The organism is Pseudomonas entomophila (assembly GCF_013523125.1).
Taxonomy (GTDB): domain Bacteria; phylum Pseudomonadota; class Gammaproteobacteria; order Pseudomonadales; family Pseudomonadaceae; genus Aquipseudomonas; species Aquipseudomonas entomophila_B.
Genome location: NZ_JAAMQJ010000003.1, coordinates 1 through 20,921 on the forward strand (window position 1 = coordinate 1; position 20,921 = coordinate 20,921).

Consider the following 20,921-nt stretch of genomic DNA (forward strand, 5'->3'; position numbering starts at 1 on the left):
GCCTGAACTTGGATCAGTGAGTGGGAAGCATATCGCTGCACTTGTCGGTGTAGCACCCTTCAACAATGACAGCGGCGACAAGACGGGTGAGCGACATATCTATGGTGGTCGCGGCAGGCTACGTCGTGCGTTGTACATGTGCGTGTTGAGCATGACTCGATTCAACCCAGTATTCAAAGCCAGGTATGCAGCCCTTAGAGCACGAGGCAAATGCGCCAAAGTTGCCATGGTGGCCTGCATGCGGGTATTGGCTGTACGCCTCAACGCCATGATCAAAAACGACCAGGACTGGATGGATGATCCAGTCCGATAGACGGTCGCTGAAGACAGTTGCTCCCACACGATGTTTGCGCAGCCGTGGTCATACCGGCAGGCTGCAGAAGTCTGGGTGGGAGCTGGCTTGCCAGCGATAGGGCCTTGTCAGGCGCCTCCTGCATCATGGGCAAGCCCCACAAGGTCTATGACAGTTGGCTTCACTGCGGCCATGGGGGAGCGATCCCAGGCGGGCTCCCATCGCAACACGCACGACCGTTGTCCTTTCCCGCGAATCCTGCCCACAATGCGTCTCTCCATCCAGCGAGGCCGTCCCATGAACCTTCAGCAACTCGACCTCGAGATCCAGGCCGGCCGCGTCCAGGAACTGAACGTGATCTCCATCGAAGGTGGCGACTACCTGCTCGAGGCCCTGATCGGCGAGCGTGTCTGCCCGATCAAGGACGCCGACGGCATCCGCTTGCGCGCGCGCTCGGTCGAGCACATCCGCCAATTGGTGCAGACGCTGCCCGAGGTCCCCATGCACCTGGTCCACCCGTCGGCCTACGACGAGATGTGCGGCCTGGGCGAACATCCGCGCAACGTGCTCAAGGTGCCGATCTCGCAGCGCTCGGCCTGGTAGCTGATGCGCCACCCACAGTGTGCTAGGCTGCGGACCCATTTCATCAGGGGCGCAGCGTGCTGACGCCCCGCAGCGGAGCACGTTCATGTCCGAAATCAACCTGTCCACCGACGAATCCCGCGTCAGCTACGGCATCGGCCGTCAGCTGGGTGGCCAGCTGCGCGACAACCCACCACCGGGTGTGAGCCTCGAGGCGATCCTGCTGGGCCTGACCGATGCGTTCAACGGTCAGGACAGCCGTGTCAGCGAAGCCGATCTGTCGGCCAGCTTCAAGGTCATTCGCGAAGTCATGCAGGCCGAGGCCGCTGCCAAGGCCGAAGCCGCGGCTGCCGTGGGCAAGCAGTACCTGACCGACAACGCCACCCGTGAAGGCGTGATCACCCTGCCATCGGGCCTGCAGTACGAAGTGCTGGCCACCGGCGACGGCGCCAAGCCGGGCCGCGAAGCCACCGTACGCACCCACTACCACGGCACCCTGATCGACGGCACCGTGTTCGACAGCTCCTACGAGCGCGGTCAGCCGATCGAATTCCCGGTCACGGGCGTCATCGCCGGCTGGACCGAAGCCCTGCAGCTGATGAACGCTGGCAGCAAATGGCGTCTGCACGTGCCGAGCGAGCTGGCCTACGGTGCCCAGGGCGCGGGCAGCATTCCGCCCCACAGCGTACTGGTGTTCGACGTCGAGCTGCTCGACGTTCTGTAAGCGGTAAGCGGTAAGCGGTAAGCGGTAAGCGGTAAGCGGTAAGCGGTAAGCGGCAAGCGGCAAGCTTCGAGCCTCAAGCGAAAGCAGCGCGCGGTGAGTCATCGAGCGAGAACGCACAGCCAGTGCGGACTCGCTTTGGCTTGTAGCTTGTAGCTTGTAGCTTGTAGCTTGTAGCTTGTAGCTTGTAGCTTGTAGCTTGTAGCTTGTAGCTCACGGCTCGCCGCAGCGGTCAGTGCCACTCACGGCCACCCGGCCGCAGTGCGCGGGCATAGCTGAACAGGAACAGGTTCCTGACCATTTCCTTGAGGACACTCGGTTCGCTGGAGTTCAGGCAACCCAGGTCCAGGTCGCCCTGGTCACGCAGCTCATCGAGCGCTTCTTCTTCGAGCACGGCGCACACGCGCCCGGTCTCTCGGTGCAGGATGCGCAGATAGGGGTGGGGGCGGTCCAGCCAGGCGTCGATCAGGTAGGTCATGAGGCGTCTCCTCGAAAGCAGGTTTCGATGAGAATAATTCTTATTATCTAAATAGCAAGCCCCTATCGGCGGTTTTCATGTCGCCTTGCCGGCTGCCCGTTGCGGGACGACCAGGGGCTGCCAGGTGGGCAGCCCTGGCTGGCACAGGGCTCAGACCTTGCGCACGAACTCCGATTTCAGCTTCATGGCGCCGATACCGTCGATCTTGCAGTCGATGTCGTGGTCGCCGTCGCACAGGCGGATGTTCTTGACCTTGGTGCCGACCTTGACCACCAGGGAAGAGCCCTTGACCTTGAGGTCCTTGATCACCGTGACGGTGTCGCCGTCCTGCAGGACGTTGCCGACCGAGTCCTTCTTCACCACCTCGTCAGAAACTTCGTCGGACGCGACGGCGGACCACTCGTGGGCGCACTCGGGGCAGATCAGCTGGGTGCCATCCTCGTAGGTGTATTCGGAGTTGCAGCGGGGGCAGGGTGGCAAGGTGCTCACAGGGGTTCCTCGGAAGTGGGCGAAAAAAGGCGCACATTATATGAGGTTTTGACCGTGAAGCGATATGCCCGTCGTGTTGGACCAGGCGTAGGATGCGGTCCCGGACAGGCCGGGACGCAGGAGGTCAGTGCGTACGGGCGACGGCGAACTCGCTCAGTTCCACCAGGGCATCGCGGCACTCGCTGGCCGGCAGCACTTCGAGGCAGGCGATGGCGCGGGCCACGTAGTCGCGCGCCATGCGTGCGGTGTAGTCCAGGGCGCCGGAAGCTTCCACCGCGGCGCGGATGCGCTCGAGGTCCTCGATGCCGCCCTTCTGGATCGCCTGCCGGACCAGCGCAGCCTGCTCGGCCGAGCCTTCACGCATGGTGTAGATCAGCGGCAGGGTCGGCTTGCCTTCGGCCAAATCGTCGCCGACGTTCTTGCCCAGGGTGTCGGAGTCGCCCTTGTAGTCGAGCAGGTCGTCGACCAGCTGGAAGGCCACGCCCAGGTGATCCCCGAAGGTGCGCAGGGCTTCGCACTGCTCGGCGGTGGCGCCGGCCAGGGCGGCGGCGCTGTGGGTGGAGGCCTCGAACAGCATCGCGGTCTTGCCGCGAATGACCTCCATGTAGACCTCTTCGGTGGTGCTGGCATCGCGTACCCGCGACAGCTGCAGCACTTCGCCCTCGGCGATCACCCGGGTGGCGCGGGAGAGGATCTGCATGACCGGCATGGAGCCCAGCTCGACCATCATCTCGAACGAGCGCGAATAGAGGAAGTCGCCGACCAGCACGCTGGGGGCATTGCCCCACAGGGCATTGGCGGTGGAACGGCCACGGCGCATGCCGGACATGTCGACCACGTCGTCGTGCAGCAGGGTGGCGGTGTGCAGGAACTCGATGGTCGCCGCCAGCAGGCGCAGGTCGTCGCCCTCGCGGCCCAGGGCCTTGCCGCAGAGCAGCACCAGCAAGGGCCGCAGACGCTTGCCCCCGGCCGACGTGATGTAGTCGCCGATCTTCGATACCAGCGGCACGCGCGACGTCAGCTGCTGCTTGATGATCTCATCGACGGCGCTGAAATCTTCGGCCACCGCGCGATAGAAGGTCTGGGGTTGCATCGGTTGCTCCATTGAGGTTGCGCGGCATGCTAGGTCGCAGGTCCCGGTGTGTCAAGGCACGCGGGGCAGGGCGGCAGGGCGAGACTTGCGTGCCGGGCGCCGGTTGCGTACAATCGCGCACCCTAACTTTCCTGGGCAGCACCTGCCTTACGCAATTGCACCGGGTCGTTCCAGCCCCGTGCAGCCATGCCAGCCAATACTTATCCTATAAAGCGCTGGGTGAGCAGGATTATCGGAGAAATACCATGTCTTACGCAGTAATTGTTACCGGTGGCAAGCAATACAAAGTCGCCGAAGGTGAATACCTGAAGATCGAGAAGCTCGAGATCGCCACCGGCGAATCCGTGACCTTCGATCGCGTTCTGCTGGTTGCCAACGGTGACGACGTCACCATCGGTGCACCCGTTGTCGCCGGTGCCAAGGTCGTTGCCGAAGTCATTTCGCAAGGCCGTCACGACAAGGTTCGCATCATCAAGTTCCGTCGTCGTAAGCACCACATGAAGCGCATGGGCCACCGCCAGTGGTTCACCGAGATCAAAATCACCGGTATTCAGGCTTAATCGCCTCGAACCCTGAATTGTTTGGAGAATTGAACCATGGCACACAAAAAAGCTGGTGGTAGTACCCGTAACGGTCGCGACTCAGAATCGAAACGCCTTGGCGTGAAGATGTATGGCGGCCAGGTCATCAAGGCCGGCAACATCATCGTGCGTCAGCGCGGCACCCAGTTCCACGCCGGCTACGGCGTTGGCATGGGCAAGGATCACACCCTGTTCGCCAAGATCGAAGGCGTGATCAAGTTCGAGAAGAAAGGCGAGTTCAATCGTCGTTACGTGAGCGTCGTCGCGGCCTGATCGCGTTGTCGCTGGAAAAGCCCCGTCACGCGACGGGGCTTTTTCGTTTCTGCGGAGCCTCTTGCAAAGCTGTTTGTATGGGCTGCCGGCGCTGAGTGTGACCACACAGGCCACCACGGTCGTTGACGGGGGTCGCCGCGCTCATTTTTGCAAGAGCCTCATGTTCTTGAGTCATTTCACCTCGTCCACCGACGAGAGGCGGTTTTTATGAAGTTTGTTGACGAAGTATCGATTCGGGTCAAAGCCGGCGACGGCGGTAATGGGTGCATGAGCTTCCGTCGCGAGAAGTTCATCGAGAACGGCGGCCCTAACGGGGGCGACGGCGGTGATGGTGGGTCGGTCTACATGGTCGCCGACGAAAACCTCAATACCCTGGTCGACTACCGCTACACCCGCCACCACGAGGCCCAGCGCGGCTCCAATGGCGGCAGCACCGATTGCACCGGCAAGAAGGGCGAGGACCTGTTCCTGCGCGTGCCGGTCGGCACCACGGTGATCGACGCCACCACCCAGGAAGTGATCGGTGACCTGATCGCCCCGGGGCAGAAACTGATGGTCGCTCAGGGCGGCTGGCACGGCCTGGGCAACACCCGCTTCAAGTCCAGCACCAACCGCGCGCCGCGTCAGACCACGCCCGGCAAGCCAGGCGATCAGCGCGACCTGAAGATGGAGCTCAAGGTGCTGGCCGACGTCGGCCTGCTGGGCCTGCCGAATGCCGGCAAGAGCACCTTCATCCGCTCCGTTTCGGCCGCCAAGCCGAAGGTCGCCGACTACCCGTTCACCACCTTGGTGCCGAACCTGGGCGTGGTCAGTGTCGACCGCTGGAAGAGCTTCGTGATTGCCGACATTCCAGGTCTGATCGAAGGTGCGTCCGACGGTGCTGGCCTGGGCATCCGTTTCCTCAAGCACCTGGCGCGTACCCGCGTGCTGCTGCACCTGGTCGACCTGGCGCCGCTCGACGAGAGCAGCCCGGCCGATGCCGCCGAAGTCATCGTCAACGAGCTGACCCGCTTCAGCCCGTCGCTGGCCGAGCGTGAGCGCTGGCTGGTGCTGAACAAGACCGACATGCTCATGGACGACGAGCGCGACGAGCGCGTCAAGGACGTGGTCGAGCGCCTGCAGTGGGAAGGCCCGGTCTACGTGATCTCGGCCATCGCCAAGCAGGGCACCGAGCAGCTCAGCCACGACCTGATGCGCTACCTCGAAGACCGTGCCGACCGCCTGGCCAACGACCCGGCCTATGCCGAAGAAATGGCCGAGTTGGACCAGCGCATCGAAGACGAGGCCCGCGCCCAGCTGCAGGCCCTGGACGATGCCCGCACCCTGCGCCGTACCGGCGTGAAGAGCGTGCACGATATCGGCGACGATGACGATTGGGATGACTTCGAAGACGACGAGGACGGCCCGGAAATCATTTACGTGCGCGACTGACCGGTTGCAGTACACTGAACGCCGCGCCTTGGTGCGTGGTGCTCGGTCGAGGTGGGCTGGCCCTGCGGAACGTATCCGCGAGGGTAGGCCGTTCGAATCCTCGCACCGACACCACGCCCAGGCGCGGCGTTTTGGTATCTACACGACATAGGTTGGAAGAAGATGCGAGACAAGGTGACGGGCGCGCAGCGCTGGGTCGTGAAGATCGGCAGTGCCCTGCTGACCGCCGATGGCAAGGGACTGGACCGCGGCGCCATGGCTGTCTGGGTCGAACAGATGGTCGCCCTGCGCGAAGCGGGCGTCGAGCTGGTGCTGGTGTCCTCCGGGGCCGTGGCCGCCGGCATGAGCCAGTTGGGCTGGACCCAGCGACCGAGCGCGATGAACGAGTTGCAGGCTGCCGCCGCGCTGGGCCAGATGCGTCTGGTGCAGGCCTGGGAATCGAGCTTCGGCGAGCACGGCAAGCACACCGCGCAGATCCTGCTGACCCATGACGACCTGTCCGACCGCAAGCGCTACCTCAACGCGCGCAGCACCCTGCGTACACTGGTCGAGCTGGGCGTGGTGCCGGTGATCAACGAGAACGACACCGTGGTCACCGACGAGATCCGCTTCGGCGACAACGACACCCTGGCGGCGCTGGTGGCCAATCTGGTCGAGGCCGACCTGCTGGTGATCCTCACCGACCGCGACGGCATGTTCACCGCCGACCCACGCCACAACCCCGATGCCCAACTGATTCACGAAGCCCGTGCCGACGACCCGAGCCTGGATGCGGTGGCCGGCAGCACGGGCGGCGCCCTGGGGCGCGGTGGCATGCAGACCAAGCTGCGCGCCGCGCGACTGGCCGCTCGCTCGGGTGCCCACACCCTCATCGTCGGCGGTCGCCTTGAGCGCGTGCTCGATCGCTTGAAGGCCGGTGAACGTCTGGGCACGCTGTTGTCGCCAGAGCGCGGCATGCTTGCCGCGCGCAAGCAGTGGCTCGCCGGGCATTTGCAGACACGCGGCACCCTGGTGCTCGACGCGGGCGCCGTACAGGCCCTGCGCCAAGCCAACAAGAGCCTGCTGCCGGTCGGCGTGAAAGGCGTGCAGGGCAGCTTCCGCCGGGGCGAGATGGTGGTGTGCGTCGATGCCGACGGCCTGGAAGTCGCCCGGGGCCTGGCCAACTACAGCGCCGTCGAGGCACAGAAGATCATCGGCCAGCCGTCGGATGCCATCCAGACCGTGCTCGGCTACGCGGCTGAACCGGAACTGGTACACCGCGACAACCTGGTCCTGGTCTGAGGAGGTCATCATGCGTAGATCCCTGCTTGCCCTGGCGTTGTTGGCTGGCGTGTCGTCGATGGCCGGTGCCGAGGAGATCGGTCAGGTCTCGACGGTGTTCAAGATGGTCGGCCCGAACGACCGGATCGTGGTCGAAGCGTTCGATGACCCCAAGGTGGAGGGGGTGACCTGCTACCTGTCGCGGGCCAAGACCGGGGGCGTCAAAGGCGGACTGGGCCTGGCCGAGGACCGCGCCGAGGCCTCCATCGCCTGCCGTCAGGTCGGGCCGATTCGTTTCAAAGGCGACCTGAAGGACGGCGACGAAGTCTTCAAGCAGCGCACCTCGCTGGTGTTCAAGACCATGCAGGTGGTGCGCTTCCTCGACAAGAAGCGCAACACGCTGGTGTACCTGGTGTACAGCGACCGCGTCGTCGAGGGCAGCCCGCAGAACGCCGTGACGGCGATCCCGATCGTGCCGTGGCCGCAGCAGTGAGCGTACCGGGCTAGGCCAAGGTAGCGGATCCCGCGGCCCCAGCGGGGCCGATGCCGCCCGTTGGCGCCGCTTTGCCTACGCGTCAGCGCTGCATCCTCGCCAGTGCTGGAAAAGCTGGCAGGCTGCACTGGCTCCTGTGGGAGCTGGCTTGCCAGCGATAGGGACCCTGCACCCTCCTCAAGTCGACAGGACAGCGCTCGACCTGTTGACGAAGCGGCGACGCTACCGCCGCCATCGCGGGCAAGCCCCCACAGGTGACCGCGATGGCCTGCAACACCGTGGTGCGACTACGGGATCACGCCGAAGAACGGCGCCTTCTCAGGCGCCTGCGTCCCATCAGCCTGGCATCGCCTCTTCTTCGACGTCCCGCACGTCCTCTGTTTCACCCGCCTGCGCCTCCAGCCGACTGATGTACTTCCAGTCCGCCTCATCGATATAGATCCCGTTCGGCCCACTGCCGCCCTCCAAGTCGATCGCCACCCGCGCCGACACCTGCGGCTTCACGCTGGCCAGGATCGGCACGAAGCCCAGCTGCTGGCTGGTCTCCAGCAGCGCCGTCTGGTTGCGCTCGTCGATGTCCGCAGCCTCGTCGAGGTAGTAGGGCAGGCGCACGCGCCCGGCCAGGTCGCGGTCCATCAGGTGCAGCAACAGGTACATGTTGGTCAGCGCCTTGATGGTCATGGTGGTGCCGTTGGAGGCCGCGCCGTCGATGTCGGCGTGGATCACCGGCTGGCCGTTGACCTTGGTGATCTCGAAGGCCAGCTCGAACAGGTCCTTGAGCCCCAGCTGGTTGTGGTTGGCCGCGACCAGGCGGGCCAGGTACTCCTTGGCCTCCTCGTTCTTGTGGTCCTGCTCGGCCGTCTGGCTCAGGTCGAACACCGACAGCGTCTCGCCTTCCTCGTACTGGCCGGCGCTGTGGATGATCTGGTCGATGTGCTTGAGCGCCTCCTTGTTCGGGGCCAGTACCACGCGGAAGCTCTGCAGGTTGGATACCTGGCGCTTGTTGATCTCGCGGTTGAACAAGGCCAGCTGGTGCTCGAGGCTGTCGTAGTCGCTGCGGATGTTGCGCAGGGTCCTGGCGATGTCGGTGACCGCCGCGCGGCGGGCCTTGGCCAGGGTCAGCGCCTCGTCGCTGCGGTGGGCGTAGGCATTGATCAGCAAGGTCAGGCGACGCTCCATGTCGTCCTCGCTGTCGAACTTGGCCACGCCCTTGAGGCGCACCTGGGCGTACAGCGCCTCGATCTGGTTGTCGACCCGCTGCAGGCCCTGCCAGCTGTCCTGGTAGTCGTTGAGCAGCGGCAGCAGGTTGTCCAGGCTGTCATCGACCGGCTCCAGGTACGGCGTGCCGAAGGGCAGGTCGGCTGGCAGCAGGTGGCGACGACGCAAGGCATCGTCGAGGGTCCGCTGACGTGCCTCGAGGTCGGCCAGCTGTCGACCGACCAGTTGCAGCTTGCTCGACAACTGCTGCACGCGCTCGGTGAAGGCATCGCTGGAGCGCTTGAGCTCGTCCTGGGCCGCCTCGAGCTGGGCCAGCTGTTCCAGCTTCTGGGCTTCCTCGGCGCCCAGGGTCTGGGCGCGGCGATAGTCTTCCAGGGCCTTCTGCGCATCCAGCACCGCCTGGTACAAGGCGTCGCTCTGGGTCTTGCTGGCGATCCGGTCGGCGCTGACCGACTGCTGGGTCTGCAACTGGCGCAGTTCCTTGTCCAGGCGGTCCTTCTGCTCGCGCAGTGCCGCACGATCGACCAGCGCCCGCAGGGCCGGCGGGTCGATGTGCGACAGGTCGATCGACAGGCCAGGTGCCTCGAAGCGCTCGCCATCGAACCCTTCCAGCACGCGTTCGAGGGTCTTGACCCACTGATCGTCGGCATCGAGCGCAAGGCCGGACGGTCCCAGGGGCAGGCTGAACAGCGCGCCGTTGAACAAGCGCATCAACCGCTCCAGGTCCTGCTGGGAGAATTCCTCACGCAGACGGGCATAGCTGTTGTTGTCGGCATGGTCGAGCTGCTGACTGACGGACTTGAGCCGCGCCTGTACATCCTGCACTCGCTGATCGAGATCCTCGGCGCTGAACTGGCGCGACTGCGCCAGGGCACCGGCCAGTTCGTCGTGGGCGTCCTTGGCGGCCAGCAACTGCTGCTCCAGTACCCTGACGTCGTCCACCAGCGCGAAGCGGTGCTTGAGCGCCGACAGTTCGCCCAGCCAGCGCTGCACACCGGTCAGCTCGCGTTCCAGGCGCATCAGCTCCTGGGTGCTGTTGCGCTGGGTGTTCTGCAAGTTGTCCTGTTCCTGCTGGTAATGCTCGGCCTGGATGACCAGCTCTTCCTTGCGGGCGGTGCCGTAGTCCTGCCAGGTGCCCAGCAAGTGGTCGAGCAGTGGCGAGAGCCGATGCAGCTTGCCGCGCAGGGCATCGCGCTGGGCGACGCCACTGGCCAGCGACTCGACCAGCGGCCCGGCGGCGACCAGGGCGTTGTAGTCCTGCTCCATGCGTCGCACGTCACGGAACGCTTCTTCGCAGGCAGCGATGTAGTCGATGCTGCCCGAACGCAGGCTGTGCTCGAACGCGTCCAGAAACAGCTGCTTGAGCTTGGCGGCGGTGATCTCGCGCATGTGCAGCAGGTTGATGAACAGCGCGCGGAAGGTCTTGAGGCTGTGCTCGCTGGTCGAGCGCAGCGGGATCAGCGTCAGGTCGAGCGGCACCGAGGTGTGCCCGCCGACCAGCAGGCGGCGCAGCTCGTCGGGCTTGAGCTCGTAGGCCTTCAGGCCGTGGCGGTCGAGGTTGGCGAACAGTTCCTTCTGCCGCAGGCAGGTGTCGTCGCGCTGGTAGTGGGCCAGGTCCAGCTCGCCGGCGTAGGCGAAGAACTGGTGGCCGAAACCACCCCCTGGTCCACGCCCGACCACGCCGATCACATGGGGGCCGTGGGGCAGGTTGAGCTCGCAGAGGATGTAGCTGGTGTCGCTGGCGAAGTAGAACCGGCGCGACTGCTCCAGGCTGTACTTGCCAAAGCTCATGTCGGACATGCGCGCCAGGATCGGGAACTGCAGCGCGTTGATCGAGGCCGACTTGCCCAGGTTGTTGGCGCCGTACACCGACAGCGGTTCCTCCAGCGGGAACACCCCCAGGCTGTAGCCGGCGGTGTTGAGCAGGGCGAAGCGGCGGATTCCGTAGCGTTCCTGGCTCACGGGTAGGCCTCCTGCTGTTCGTCGGCGATGGCGCGGGCCAGGGCCTCGTCGTCATTGTCATCGAGGGCGTCGAAGCCGGTCGCTCCGTCATCCTCGGCCAGGGTCGGGGTTGGCAGCGGCAGGTCGCTGTGCAGCGTCGCCGCCAGGTCACGGTCCTGCTGCACCGACAGGCAGACATCCAGGAAGCGGTGCATCGGCGGCAGGAAACGGTAGAGGCCGCCTTCCTCATGGGCGAAGCCCAGCTGGGTCATGCGTCGCAGGATCTTCTCTTCCAGGTCGTCGACGCTCTGCACCTCGGCCTGGACGAACAGGTCGCGGTACTTGTCCAGCAGCGCGGGCAGCTCGTCGCGGCCCAGGCTGCCGCCGTCGAGCACGGCGATGGGGTCACGACCCTGGTCGGCCAGGTGCTCGACCAGGATGAAGGTCATCAGCGACAGGCGCTGGGCCGTCTTGTTGACATGGGCGGCAGCCTGCTCCGGCACGAAATAGTAGAACCCCCGGGTGTCGCAGACCAGCTCGAAGCCCAGGGCCTTGAACAAGGCCCGGTAGGCGTCCTGGAACGTCGACAGCTGGGCGTACAGCTCCGGGTCGCGGCGGCTGATGTGGAAGCCTTTGTAGAGCTCGCGGAACAGCGGGGCGAGCTGGGACAGTTCGGAAAGATCAAGATGCATGGGCAGGGCCTGGCGTGACGTCGGGCGAAGGTGCGCGACGGGAGGTCAGGGCGAACGAGCGCAGGCTGACCTTGTGTTCATGGGTGAAGTAGTCGCGGCGCTCGAGCCGCTCGCGCTGGAAGCGCTTTTCGCGCGACAGGCGCGAGAACCAGTACAGCAGCTCGTCGGTGTCGCCCTCCGGCTCCTGCTCGAGCAGCCAGCTCATCAGGTCGGGAAGTGGCAGGGCCTGCTCGCAGCGGTCGAGCATTTCCTTGACCGTGCGCGGTGCCTTGGACGGGGCGTCCTTGTCGGTCTTGTGCGCCTTGGGAAAGCGCGCCGGCTTGGGCTCGAAGCGCGCCAGGGCATAGACGTAGGCCTCGACCTGGCTGGCGCTGCCGAGAAAGGTGCTCTGCGGCCGGGTGAACAACGGCAGGGCGGCGTGGGGCAGGGCGTCGAGCCCCTTGCGCCGGATCACCGCCAGGGCCAGCGCCGCGCCACGGGTCACCGTGTTGTGCCGACGCGCCTCTTCGCGCAGGGGCAGCAGCAGCTCGCGGGCATGACGCAGGGTCAGCTGCGCGCTGGTCTGCATCTCCAGGATCCGCGCATGGGTGCGCAGCAGTCGGTCGTCGTCGACCAGCTGGCCCAGACGCGCCTGTTCGCTCAGCAGGTGCAGCAGCACCGTCTCGACCTTGCGCACGCCCTGCTCGAAGGCGCCGTCGGCGTTGACCAGCTGGATCATCGGCTCGACGTACTCGTCCCAGGTCGCCAGCACTTCGGCATAGCGCTGGCGTAGCGGAATTTGCCGGTCGCGGGTCTTGGCGCGCTCGGCCACTGCCACCAGCGCCTGCTCGTCGTTGTCGAGCTTCTTCAGCACGTCGCGCACGCGCATGTCGAGCAGGCGCAGCTGCCGGGCCAGGTCGTCGCGGTCGCGGGTCTCGAAGGCATCCTGGATGTGCCCGGCCAGGCGTTCGAGGTGACGCAGGTAGGCCTCGATCTCCAGGCACAGGCCCAGCCGATGCTCGCGGCGCAGGTAGGCCAGGAAGTCATGGATCTGCGCGTTCAGCTCGAAGCGGTTGGGGCTTTTCGCCACGGGCACCAGGATGTCCAGGCGGATCCACAGGTCCAGCAGGTGGGTGATGTCCTGTGGCGTCGCTTCGCCGGCCTGGCGGGCCAGGTGCTGGCGCAGTTCCACCAGGCTCAGGGTGCCCTGGTCGAAGCGGGCGCACAGCGGTTCGAGCAGGGCCCAGTGCTCGGCGAGGGCGCGCAGGACGCGCTTGGGTTCGATCATCGACGGTCGGCTCGCTGCCAGGTCAAAAGCGCCAATTGTACTGTATCGCAGGGGCAGGGTTTCACCTCCCTGGTCGTTACGGCGGGTTTCCCATCGATCCAGTGCGGCGCGCGCGTGGCAACGGCGGTAGAATGGCCGACCGTTCGCTGACCCTGGATGACCCGTGCCGTGCTGACCGAGTCTCGCCGCCGCGCTTATTTGAACGCCATGCAGGTGGTGCACTGGCTGCCGCGCGCCGAACTGCCGTTCGCGGCGCCTTCGCGGCCCGAACTGCTGCAGCCGGTGGCACCGCCGAACGTCACGGTCTTGCCGAGCGTCGAACCTTCCCCAGTGGCGTCGCCTGCACCGCGCCCGGTTGCGGCGCCGCAGGCCCGTGGCAGCGAGCGGCCGAAGATCGAGATCCCGCGCCCGGCCGCGCTCGCCAAGCCCACAGCGGCCGCGCCCGCCGAGGCCGCCAGCCCCGCGCCGCGCCCGGTGCAGGTGCCACCCCCGCGCTTCGCCCTGCAACTGCTGCGCGCAGGGCGTTGCCTGCTGCTGGTGGAGCTGGCCACCGGTCAGCCGTTCCAGAGTCGCGACCCGTCCTACCTGCTGCTCAAGGACATGCTGCGCGCCGCCGGCCTGTCGGACGCGCCACAGATCATCGGCGAGCCGGTGCGCTGGCCGCTGTTGATGCGCGGCAACCTCGACCAGGGGCCGGAGGCGGCGCAGGATTTCGTCCAGGGGTTCATCCAGGCACGCCTCGAGGAGTCGCCCTGTGCATGCCTGTGGCTGATCGGCCTGCCAGCGATCCGGTTCGCCGGGCAGGCCGACGAGCAGGCGTATTACCGTGAAGTACCGATCGATGGCCTGGGCGATGCCTGGGCCTTGCCGGGTCTTGAAGTGTTGATGGACGAGCCGCAGCGCAAGGCGGACGTCTGGAAAGCCATGCGCCAGCTGATGGCGCGCTGGAACGCATTGAATGAGTGAATCGATCAGTTTCCGCCCGATGACCGAGGCGGATCTGGATGCCGTGCTGAAGATCGAATATGCCGCGTTCAGTCACCCCTGGACCCGCGGCATCTTCCAGGATGCGCTCAAGTCGTACGAGGTCTGGCTGATGTTCGATGGCCAGCAGCAGGTCGGGCACGGCGTGATCAACGTGATCATCGACGAGGCGCACCTGTTGAACATCACCGTCAAGCCCGAGAACCAGGGGCGTGGCCTCGGCCTGCGCCTGCTCGAGCATTTGATGGCGCGGGCCTGGGCGCTGAACGGGCGCGAGTGCTTTCTCGAAGTCCGGGCCAGCAACCAGTCGGCCTACCGCTTGTACGAACGCTATGGCTTCAACGAGATCGGGCGCCGCCGCGACTACTACCCCGCGCCAGGTGGCCGCGAGGATGCGCTGGTGATGGCCTGCACCTTGCTCGAAGCCTGATCCGACGATGCCGCTGCACTGACGAGGCACGACCATGCATGACCTGCAGGAACTGATCGACAACAACGCCCGCTGGGCCGACGCGATCAACGCGCGCGACCCCGAGTTCTTCGCCAAGCTGGCGCGCCAGCAGACCCCGGAATTTCTCTGGATCGGCTGCTCCGATGCCCGGGTGCCGGCCAACGAGATCGTCGGCATGCTGCCGGGCGACCTGTTCGTGCACCGCAACGTGGCCAACGTGGTGCTGCACACCGACCTCAACTGCCTGTCGGTGATCCAGTACGCGGTGGACGTGCTCAAGGTCCGGCACATCCTGGTGACCGGGCATTACGGTTGCGGCGGCGTACGCGCGGCGATGCAGGATCGCCAGTTCGGCCTGATCGATGGCTGGCTGCGCTCGATCCGCGACCTGTACTACGAGAAGCGTGGCGAGCTGGCGGTGCTCGAGGACGAGGAAGCCCGCGTCGATCGCCTGTGCGAGTTGAACGTGATCCGCCAGGTGGCCAACGTGGCGCACACCAGCATCGTCCAGAACGCCTGGCACCGCGGTCAGCCCTTGTCGATCCATGGGTGCATCTACGGCATTAAGGATGGCCGCTGGAAGAGTCTGGACACGACCATCGAGGGGATCGAGCAAGTGCCTGCGCAGTACCGGTTGCGGCCGGTGGAGGCAGGCACGAAGGCTTGACGCGTCTCGGTCAGGCCTCGCTTTCCACAGGACGACTGGACGTTAGATCGGCTTGCGCAGCTCGCGCAGGCGTCGCGTCATCTCGCCCGTGTTGCATTTGGCCGCCGCCTGCTCGGGCGTGTACGTGCGCACCGTGCGGAAGAACAGCTCGCACGTCTGTTTTTTCTGCGTGACCTGCCAGCGGGTCGAGCAGGACTCCAGCGTCTGCCTGGCATCGGCCTGGAGATCGCGTCCCATGCCCGCCTGCCAGCAGGCCGCGGTCAGGTCCTGACCCATCATCTTCAGACCCGCCACGTCGGCTGCGTCCTGATCGCCACCGTGGCTGTTCTTGTTCGCCGCATACCAGATCGCACTGGGGTGATTGGCGCCCAGCACCGGCACCTGCGCACCGGGCTGCGGGCTGATGCTGACCAGGTCCAGCACGCCGACCTTGGCCCCGTACTGCTGCTCGATCCAGGTGTGCACCGGGGCGCCGAAGGCGACCATCGGCAACGGGTGGGCAGCGCTCTGCAGAGTCATCTCGCGGACCATGCGCACCTGATAGTCCTTGAAGTAGCCGTAGGTGTCCGCCAGGGCGGCACCTGCGCTGGCGGGCGCCGCGATCGGGGCGATGTCGACGATGGTCTGGTACGCCGGCGTCTGCTCGGCCTCCACGCCGTTGAAGGTCAACAGCTCGGCCCAGCGGTCGGTGGTGCTGGAGCGCAGGTAGTCCTGGGCCTGGGTCAGCGAATAGTCGGGCGGAAAATGCAACAGCTCGATGCTGCGGCGATTCTGCAGGGCCATGCCCAGCGGCAGGAACAGGTACCAGTCATAGGACCATTTGCCGTCCTTGTTCAGCCGGGTGGCGCCGTCGTAGGCCAGTTCACCGCTGTCGAGCAGCCTGCGCAGCGGTTCGGCGTAGCCGGCGGGCACCTCGCTGAAGGTGGCGTGCAGGTGGTCGTGATCACGACGGACCTGCACCTGGGCGTTGGCATAGCCGTCGCGGCGTACGCTCTGGGTCAGGTAGTGCTCGACGGTCTGCTCAAGCGTCCAGTTGCGGTAGCAGATCACATGGCAATTGTTGGGAAAGCCAAACAGGCGCGTGACACGCTGGGCGTCGCCCAGGTCGATGTTCGCGTCGGCCATGGCCAGGCCGCAGAAGGCGAGGGCGGCGAGGCCCGGTAAGGCGGTTTTTGTCATGCTCGATTCCTTGTCAGGACCGCCCGGTTGGGCGGTCGCACTCATACTGGGGCAGGGCGCTTGTCGTTGAGAAGGGCAAGCGTGCTGCGAGTGATGAGAAAGACATTGCGTGATGCCGAGCCTGTGCCCGTTTTTTCCAGGCAAAAGAAAAGGGCCTACCTTGCGGTAAGCCCTTTTCGGATTTGGTGGCTACACAGGGACTTGAACCCCGGACCCCAGCATTATGAATGCTATGCTCTAACCAACTGAGCTATGTAGCCAATGGCGCGCATTATTCCCTCGTGCAGGACCTGTGTCAACACTCACCTCAAAAAAAATTTGCACGGTTTCAAATGCTTAGCGGCCCAGGCGAGGGTTGGCCGACGAACAGCACGAGGCCGGGCACCCTCCAGAGGGGACACGCGCCGCCGCCCAGAGGCCGCGCACGCGAGAAAACAGTAGCGATGTCTCCGGTCGATTCCCGATAATCCGCTTCCACACCTGCGCCGGGAATCCACGCCAATGGCCACCAGCAGCACCTCCACCGCCAGCACCGGTACGGCGAACGCCGCCAGCCCGCTGGTGATGCGCATCATCACCTTCTGTGCCCTGGCGCACCTGATCAACGACCTCATCCAGTCGGTGCTGCCGGCGATCTACCCGATGCTCAAGGCCAGCTACGACCTGAGCTTCGCCCAGATCGGCCTGATCACCCTGACGTTCCAGATCACCGCTTCGCTGCTGCAGCCGTGGGTGGGCTTCTACACCGACCGGCGACCCAACCCCAACCTGCTGCCCCTGGGCACGCTGTGCACCCTGGTCGGCATCGTCATGCTGGCCTTCGTCGGCAGTTTCCCGATGATCCTGCTGGCCTCGGCCCTGGTCGGCATCGGCTCGTCGACGTTTCATCCGGAAACCTCGCGCATCGCCCGGCTGGCCTCCGGTGGCCGCTTCGGCCTGGCGCAGTCCAGCTTCCAGGTCGGCGGTAACGCCGGTTCCGCGTTCGGCCCCTTGCTGGCTGCCGCTATCGTGATTCCGTTCGGGCAGACCCACGTGGCCTGGTTCGGCCTGGCCGCGCTGTTCTTCTTCGGCGTGACCCTGCTGCTGCGCCGCTGGTACAAGGCCCACCTCAACCAGTTCAAGGCCCGTCAGGGCCAGCAGGCCAGCCACGGTCTGTCGCGCCAGCGGGTCCTGCTCGCGCTGGGCGTGCTCGGGCTGCTGGTGTTCTCCAAGTACTTCTACATGGCCAGCCTGACCAGCTACTACACCTTCTACCTGATCGAAAAGTTCGGCGTGACGGTGGCCAGCTCGCAGCTGCACCTGTTCCTGTTCCTCGGCGCCGTGGCGGCCGGGACCTTCTTCGGCGGGCCGATCGGCGACCGGATCGGGCGCAAGGCAGTGATCTGGTTCTCGATCCTCGGCGTGGCGCCGTTCACCCTCGCCTTGCCCTATGCGGACCTGTTCTGGACCACGGTGCTCAGCCTGATCATCGGTTTCATCCTGGCCTCGGCGTTCTCGGCGATCGTGGTCTATGCCCAGGAGCTGGTGCCCGGCAACGTCGGCATGGTCGCCGGGATCTTCTTCGGCCTGATGTTCGGTTTCGGCGGGATCGGCGCCGCGCTGCTGGGCTACCTGGCCGACCTGCGCGGTATCGAATACGTCTACGGCCTGTGCTCGTTCCTGCCGCTGTTCGGCGTGCTGGCGGTATTTCTGCCGTCCACCGGTAAGCGCTGAGCGGTCGATTGACGAAGCCAAGGGACTGGCTTAGGGTCCTGCCGGTCGCAGGATCACGGTCGAGCAGGCGCCAAGGCGTCCCGACCTTCAGGAGTGGACATGAACACACGTTTGCTGGCGGGCCTGCTGTTCGCCGTCTCGGTCGTCGGCTTCAGCCTGGGCGCCAGCCTGCCGCTGGTCTCGTTGCGCCTGCTCGATGCCGGCGCCAGTACCCTGCAGATCGGCATCGTCTCGGCGATCCCGGCAGCGGGCATGATGCTGTCGGCCTTTCTGGTCGATGCCTGCTGCCGCTACCTGACCCGACGGGTCATCTACCTGGGCTGTTTCAGCCTCTGTGCGGCGAGCATCGCCTTGCTGGAGTGGGGCTTCGCCTCCATCGCCTGGCTGGCGGCCCTGCGCCTGGCGCTCGGGCTCGGCATGGGCATCGCCATCATCCTGGGCGAGTCGTGGGTCAACGAACTGAGCCCGGAGCACAACCGCGGCAAGATCATGGCGCTGTACGCCACCAGCTTCACCGGTTTCCAGGTGCTCGGCCCGGCCCTGCTGGCGCTGCTCGGCGCCCACGGTCCCTGGCTGATCGCGATCGTCTCGGTGGCCTACCTGCTGGCGCTGGTGTGCATCGTGCTCACCGTGCCGAACGATCGGGTGCGCCACGAGGGCGATGACACCAAGACCTTCACCCTGGGCGGCTTCCTGCGGGTGGCGCCGGCCTTGTGCATCGGCGTGCTGTTCTTCTCGTTCTTCGACGCCGTGGTGCTGTCGCTGCTGCCGGTGTATGCCACCGGCCTGGGCTTCGCGGTCGGCGTGGCCGCCCTGATGGTCACCGTGGTGTTCGCCGGCGACATGCTGTTCCAGTTGCCGTTGGGCTGGCTGGCCGACCGTGTGGAACGCACGGGCCTGCACCTGGCCTGTGGGCTGGTGGTGCTGGCGATCGGCATGGGCCTGCCGTGGCTGATGCAGGCCCAGGCACTGCTCTGGCCACTGCTGGTCCTGCTCGGAGCCGTGGCAGGGGGCATCTATACCTTGGCCCTGGTGTTGATCGGGCAGCGCTTCAAGGGCCGCGACCTGGTGACCGCCAATGCCAGCGTCGGATTGCTCTGGGGGGTGGGTAGCCTGATCGGCCCCTTGGTCAGCGGTGTGGCCATGGACATGGCCCCTCATGGCCTGCCCATGGCCCTGGCCGCGATGGCCGGGTTGTTCGTGTGCGCGGCGTGGCCGGCCTACCGGCGCGCCGAACGGCGCTCGAGCCTGACGCATGGGGCCGGGGAGGGCAGTGATGCCTGAGCACGACAGCGACCCGACGGCGAACGAGCCCGATGGCTACCACCAGGCCAGCCTGCACCTGGCCGTACAGGATGCCGACTGGGCCCGGCACATCGCCGCCATCGGCCCCTGCCAGCACCGGGCGACCCTGCACCGCGAACCCTTCGAGGCGCTGGTCAGGTCGGTGGCCTACCAGCAGCTCCATGCGCGTGCCGCCGAGGCGATTCTCGCTCGCCTGCTGGCCTTGTTTCCCGATGTGACGTTCCCCAGCGCGCAAGCCCTGCTCGCGACCGACCCGCAGCGTCTGCGCGCCTGTGGCTTCTCGGCGCGCAAGCTGGCGACGCTGCACGCGCTGGCCGAGGCGCGGTTGACGGGGCAGGTACCGACCCGGCAGGAGGCCCAGGCCTTGACCGACGAGGCCTTGATCGCACGCCTGGTCACGCTGCCGGGTATCGGCCGCTGGACGGTCGAGATGCTGCTGATCTATGGCCTGGGGCGTCTGGACGTGCTGCCGGTGGACGACTACGGGGTGCGCGAGGGCTATCGCCGTCTCAAGGGGCTGGACAAGGCCCCGACAGCCGCGCAGATGCGTGCTCTGGGGCAGGCGTGGAGCCCTTACCGGACCGTGGCGGCCTGGTACCTGTGGCGGGCCTGATCGCCTGAGCGAAAGCGAGCGCGTCTTTTTCCAATTGCCGCGCCAGAATCGGAGTGCCCACGCTGTCAGGGCCTGCCAGACTGTCACCCTTGACATCCCGAGGTGCCCAGCATGCCATCTCCCTCTGCCTACCCCACCGACAGTCAACGCTGGCAGGCGGTGGTCACCCGTGACCAGGCCGCTGTCGGGCAGTTCGTCTATGCCGTGCTCAGCACCGGCATCTACTGCCTGCCTGGTTGCGCGGCCCGTACGCCCAGGCGTGACAACGTGGTGTTCTTCGATGATTCTGGCGCCGCTGCCCAGGCCGGCTACCGGGCCTGCCAGCGCTGCTGGCCCCGCCAGGCGCCGGCGGACTGGGTCGCCCAAGCGTGCCGCCTGCTCGAGGCCGATGAGGTGCCTCTCGGTCTGCATGCGCTGAGCGCGCGGTTCGGCCTTAGCGTCGGGCACGTGCAGCGACGCTTCAAGGCCGACACCGGGCTGACCCCCAAAGCCTATGCCGACGCCTGTCGAGCGCGGCGCCTGCACCAGGCGCTCATCGCCCGGCAAGGCTCGGTGACCGAGGCGATCCACGACGCCGGCTACGGTTCCAGCAGTCGGGTCTACGAGCGCGCCCAGCAGCGCCTGGGCATGCAGCCACGTCAGGTGCAGCGCCAGGGGGCTGGCATGACCGTGCGCTTCGCCATCGGCCAGTGCAGCCTGGGCGCCATCCTGGTGGCGCAGAGCGAGCAGGGGATCTGCGCCATCTGGCTGGAGGACGATGCCGATACCCTGCTGCGCCAGGTGCAGGACTGTTTTGCCCAGGCCGAGCTGGTCGGTGGCGATGCGGCGTTCGAGCAAGTGGTCGCCGAGGTGGTGGGCTTCGTCGAGCAGCCGGCGCTCGGCCTGCACCTGCCCCTGGACATTCGCGGCACGGCCTTCCAGGAACGTGTCTGGCAGGCGCTGCGTGCCTTGCCGGTGGGTGCCCGGGTCAGCTACCGCGACATTGCCACGCGCATCGGCGCACCCAGCGCCGTACGCGCGGTGGCCAAGGCCTGCGCCGCCAATCGAGTCGCCGTGGCCATTCCCTGCCACCGCGTGGTGCGCAGCGACGGCGCGCTCAGTGGCTATCGCTGGGGCCTTGCGCGCAAGCGTGCCTTGCTCGAGCGTGAAGCCGAGGCGCCCTGAGCCAGGCAAGCAGCGTAGAATCCGTCGATCGAAT

22 protein-coding genes and 1 tRNA gene are annotated in these 20,921 nt (G+C 66.0%); 15 read left to right on the forward strand and 8 right to left on the reverse strand.

The genetic code is table 11. The features are described from left to right. The 3 genes from G7007_RS02530 to G7007_RS02540 form a co-directional block, all read left to right on the forward strand. Window positions 1-313: transposase (locus G7007_RS02530; protein ID WP_181098880.1), on the forward strand; the 313-nt coding region annotated here is incomplete at its 5' end. A gap of 276 nt (window positions 314-589) precedes the next feature. Beyond that, window positions 590-895, forward strand: coding sequence for a DUF6482 family protein (locus G7007_RS02535; RefSeq protein ID WP_181098881.1), 306 nt, complete (start codon window positions 590-592; stop codon window positions 893-895). Between the two features lie 85 nt (window positions 896-980). Next, window positions 981-1,598 carry an FKBP-type peptidyl-prolyl cis-trans isomerase gene (locus G7007_RS02540; RefSeq protein ID WP_060392548.1) on the forward strand — a complete coding sequence of 206 codons (618 nt, stop codon included), beginning with the start codon at window positions 981-983 and terminating at the stop codon, window positions 1,596-1,598. 229 nt (window positions 1,599-1,827) lie between these two features. On the opposite strand, the gene G7007_RS02545 is transcribed toward G7007_RS02540, so the two are convergent. The 3 genes from G7007_RS02545 to G7007_RS02555 form a co-directional block, all read right to left on the reverse strand. Then, the gene (locus tag G7007_RS02545; RefSeq protein WP_181098882.1) at window positions 1,828-2,073 is read right to left on the reverse strand and encodes a PA4570 family protein; all 246 of its coding nucleotides are present in this window, start codon (window positions 2,071-2,073) and stop codon (window positions 1,828-1,830) included. 150 nt (window positions 2,074-2,223) lie between these two features. Beyond that, window positions 2,224-2,562 carry a zinc ribbon domain-containing protein YjdM gene (locus G7007_RS02550; protein ID WP_181098883.1) on the reverse strand — a complete coding sequence of 113 codons (339 nt, stop codon included), beginning with the start codon at window positions 2,560-2,562 and terminating at the stop codon, window positions 2,224-2,226. Between the two features lie 124 nt (window positions 2,563-2,686). Beyond that, window positions 2,687-3,655 carry a polyprenyl synthetase family protein gene (locus G7007_RS02555; protein ID WP_181098884.1) on the reverse strand — a complete coding sequence of 323 codons (969 nt, stop codon included), beginning with the start codon at window positions 3,653-3,655 and terminating at the stop codon, window positions 2,687-2,689. Window positions 3,656-3,900: 245 nt separating this feature from the next. On the opposite strand from G7007_RS02555, the gene rplU reads away from it, so the two are divergent. The 5 genes from rplU (at window position 3,901) to G7007_RS02580 (ending at window position 7,693) form a co-directional block, all read left to right on the forward strand. Further along, entirely contained in the window at window positions 3,901-4,215 is a 315-nt protein-coding gene (rplU, locus tag G7007_RS02560; RefSeq protein WP_060392552.1) for a 50S ribosomal protein L21, read from the forward strand. A 36-nt stretch (window positions 4,216-4,251) separates the two neighbouring features. After that, window positions 4,252-4,509: a 50S ribosomal protein L27 gene (gene rpmA, locus G7007_RS02565; protein ID WP_060392553.1), complete on the forward strand. Its 258-nt coding sequence runs from the start codon at window positions 4,252-4,254 to the stop codon at window positions 4,507-4,509. A gap of 207 nt (window positions 4,510-4,716) precedes the next feature. Further along, window positions 4,717-5,940 carry an Obg family GTPase CgtA gene (gene cgtA, locus G7007_RS02570; RefSeq protein ID WP_181098885.1) on the forward strand — a complete coding sequence of 408 codons (1,224 nt, stop codon included), beginning with the start codon at window positions 4,717-4,719 and terminating at the stop codon, window positions 5,938-5,940. Window positions 5,941-6,102: 162 nt separating this feature from the next. Further along, complete coding sequence (gene proB, locus G7007_RS02575; RefSeq protein WP_181098886.1) at window positions 6,103-7,221, forward strand: glutamate 5-kinase; 1,119 nt, start codon at window positions 6,103-6,105, stop codon at window positions 7,219-7,221. A gap of 10 nt (window positions 7,222-7,231) precedes the next feature. Continuing rightward, window positions 7,232-7,693 carry a CreA family protein gene (locus G7007_RS02580; RefSeq protein WP_181098887.1) on the forward strand — a complete coding sequence of 154 codons (462 nt, stop codon included), beginning with the start codon at window positions 7,232-7,234 and terminating at the stop codon, window positions 7,691-7,693. Between the two features lie 336 nt (window positions 7,694-8,029). On the opposite strand, the gene mksF is transcribed toward G7007_RS02580, so the two are convergent. From mksF to mksB, 3 genes are read right to left on the reverse strand one after another with little or no spacing between them, the layout of a single operon-like run. Next, window positions 8,030-10,873, reverse strand: coding sequence for an Mks condensin complex protein MksF (mksF, locus tag G7007_RS02585; RefSeq protein ID WP_181098888.1), 2,844 nt, complete (start codon window positions 10,871-10,873; stop codon window positions 8,030-8,032). After that, on the reverse strand, window positions 10,870-11,544 hold the full coding sequence (gene mksE / locus G7007_RS02590) for an Mks condensin complex protein MksE (protein ID WP_181098889.1): 675 nt from the start codon (window positions 11,542-11,544) through the stop codon (window positions 10,870-10,872). Before mksE ends, mksF begins: the two co-directional genes overlap by 4 nt. Next, window positions 11,534-12,811: an Mks condensin complex protein MksB gene (gene mksB / locus G7007_RS02595; RefSeq protein WP_181098890.1), complete on the reverse strand. Its 1,278-nt coding sequence runs from the start codon at window positions 12,809-12,811 to the stop codon at window positions 11,534-11,536. Before mksB ends, mksE begins: the two co-directional genes overlap by 11 nt. Window positions 12,812-12,979: 168 nt before the next feature. Here mksB and G7007_RS02600 point away from each other — a divergent pair, with 168 nt between their 5' ends. Genes G7007_RS02600 through can form a run of 3 tightly spaced genes read left to right on the forward strand, consistent with a single transcriptional unit; the run spans window position 12,980 to window position 14,913 of the window. Continuing rightward, window positions 12,980-13,777: an energy transducer TonB gene (locus tag G7007_RS02600; RefSeq protein WP_181099049.1), complete on the forward strand. Its 798-nt coding sequence runs from the start codon at window positions 12,980-12,982 to the stop codon at window positions 13,775-13,777. Further along, window positions 13,770-14,225: a ribosomal protein S18-alanine N-acetyltransferase gene (gene rimI / locus G7007_RS02605; protein ID WP_060392560.1), complete on the forward strand. Its 456-nt coding sequence runs from the start codon at window positions 13,770-13,772 to the stop codon at window positions 14,223-14,225. The genes G7007_RS02600 and rimI overlap by 8 nt, the downstream gene beginning before the upstream one ends. A gap of 34 nt (window positions 14,226-14,259) precedes the next feature. Further along, complete coding sequence (gene can, locus G7007_RS02610) at window positions 14,260-14,913, forward strand: carbonate dehydratase (protein ID WP_181098891.1); 654 nt, start codon at window positions 14,260-14,262, stop codon at window positions 14,911-14,913. Window positions 14,914-14,955: 42 nt separating this feature from the next. Here can and G7007_RS02615 read toward each other — a convergent pair whose 3' ends face one another. Next, the gene (locus G7007_RS02615) at window positions 14,956-16,092 is read right to left on the reverse strand and encodes a hypothetical protein (RefSeq protein WP_181098892.1); all 1,137 of its coding nucleotides are present in this window, start codon (window positions 16,090-16,092) and stop codon (window positions 14,956-14,958) included. Window positions 16,093-16,275: 183 nt separating this feature from the next. Beyond that, window positions 16,276-16,352: transfer RNA gene (locus G7007_RS02620), tRNA-Met, on the reverse strand. A gap of 241 nt (window positions 16,353-16,593) precedes the next feature. On the opposite strand from G7007_RS02620, the gene G7007_RS02625 reads away from it, so the two are divergent. The 4 genes from G7007_RS02625 (at window position 16,594) to ada (ending at window position 20,887) form a co-directional block, all read left to right on the forward strand. Continuing rightward, complete coding sequence (locus G7007_RS02625; protein ID WP_181098893.1) at window positions 16,594-17,805, forward strand: MFS transporter; 1,212 nt, start codon at window positions 16,594-16,596, stop codon at window positions 17,803-17,805. A 99-nt stretch (window positions 17,806-17,904) separates the two neighbouring features. Continuing rightward, complete coding sequence (locus G7007_RS02630) at window positions 17,905-19,089, forward strand: MFS transporter (protein ID WP_181098894.1); 1,185 nt, start codon at window positions 17,905-17,907, stop codon at window positions 19,087-19,089. Beyond that, entirely contained in the window at window positions 19,082-19,723 is a 642-nt protein-coding gene (locus G7007_RS02635) for a DNA-3-methyladenine glycosylase family protein (RefSeq protein ID WP_181098895.1), read from the forward strand. Before G7007_RS02630 ends, G7007_RS02635 begins: the two co-directional genes overlap by 8 nt. A 111-nt stretch (window positions 19,724-19,834) precedes the next feature. Continuing rightward, window positions 19,835-20,887: a bifunctional DNA-binding transcriptional regulator/O6-methylguanine-DNA methyltransferase Ada gene (gene ada / locus G7007_RS02640; protein ID WP_181098896.1), complete on the forward strand. Its 1,053-nt coding sequence runs from the start codon at window positions 19,835-19,837 to the stop codon at window positions 20,885-20,887. Window positions 20,888-20,921: the final 34 nt, after the last annotated feature.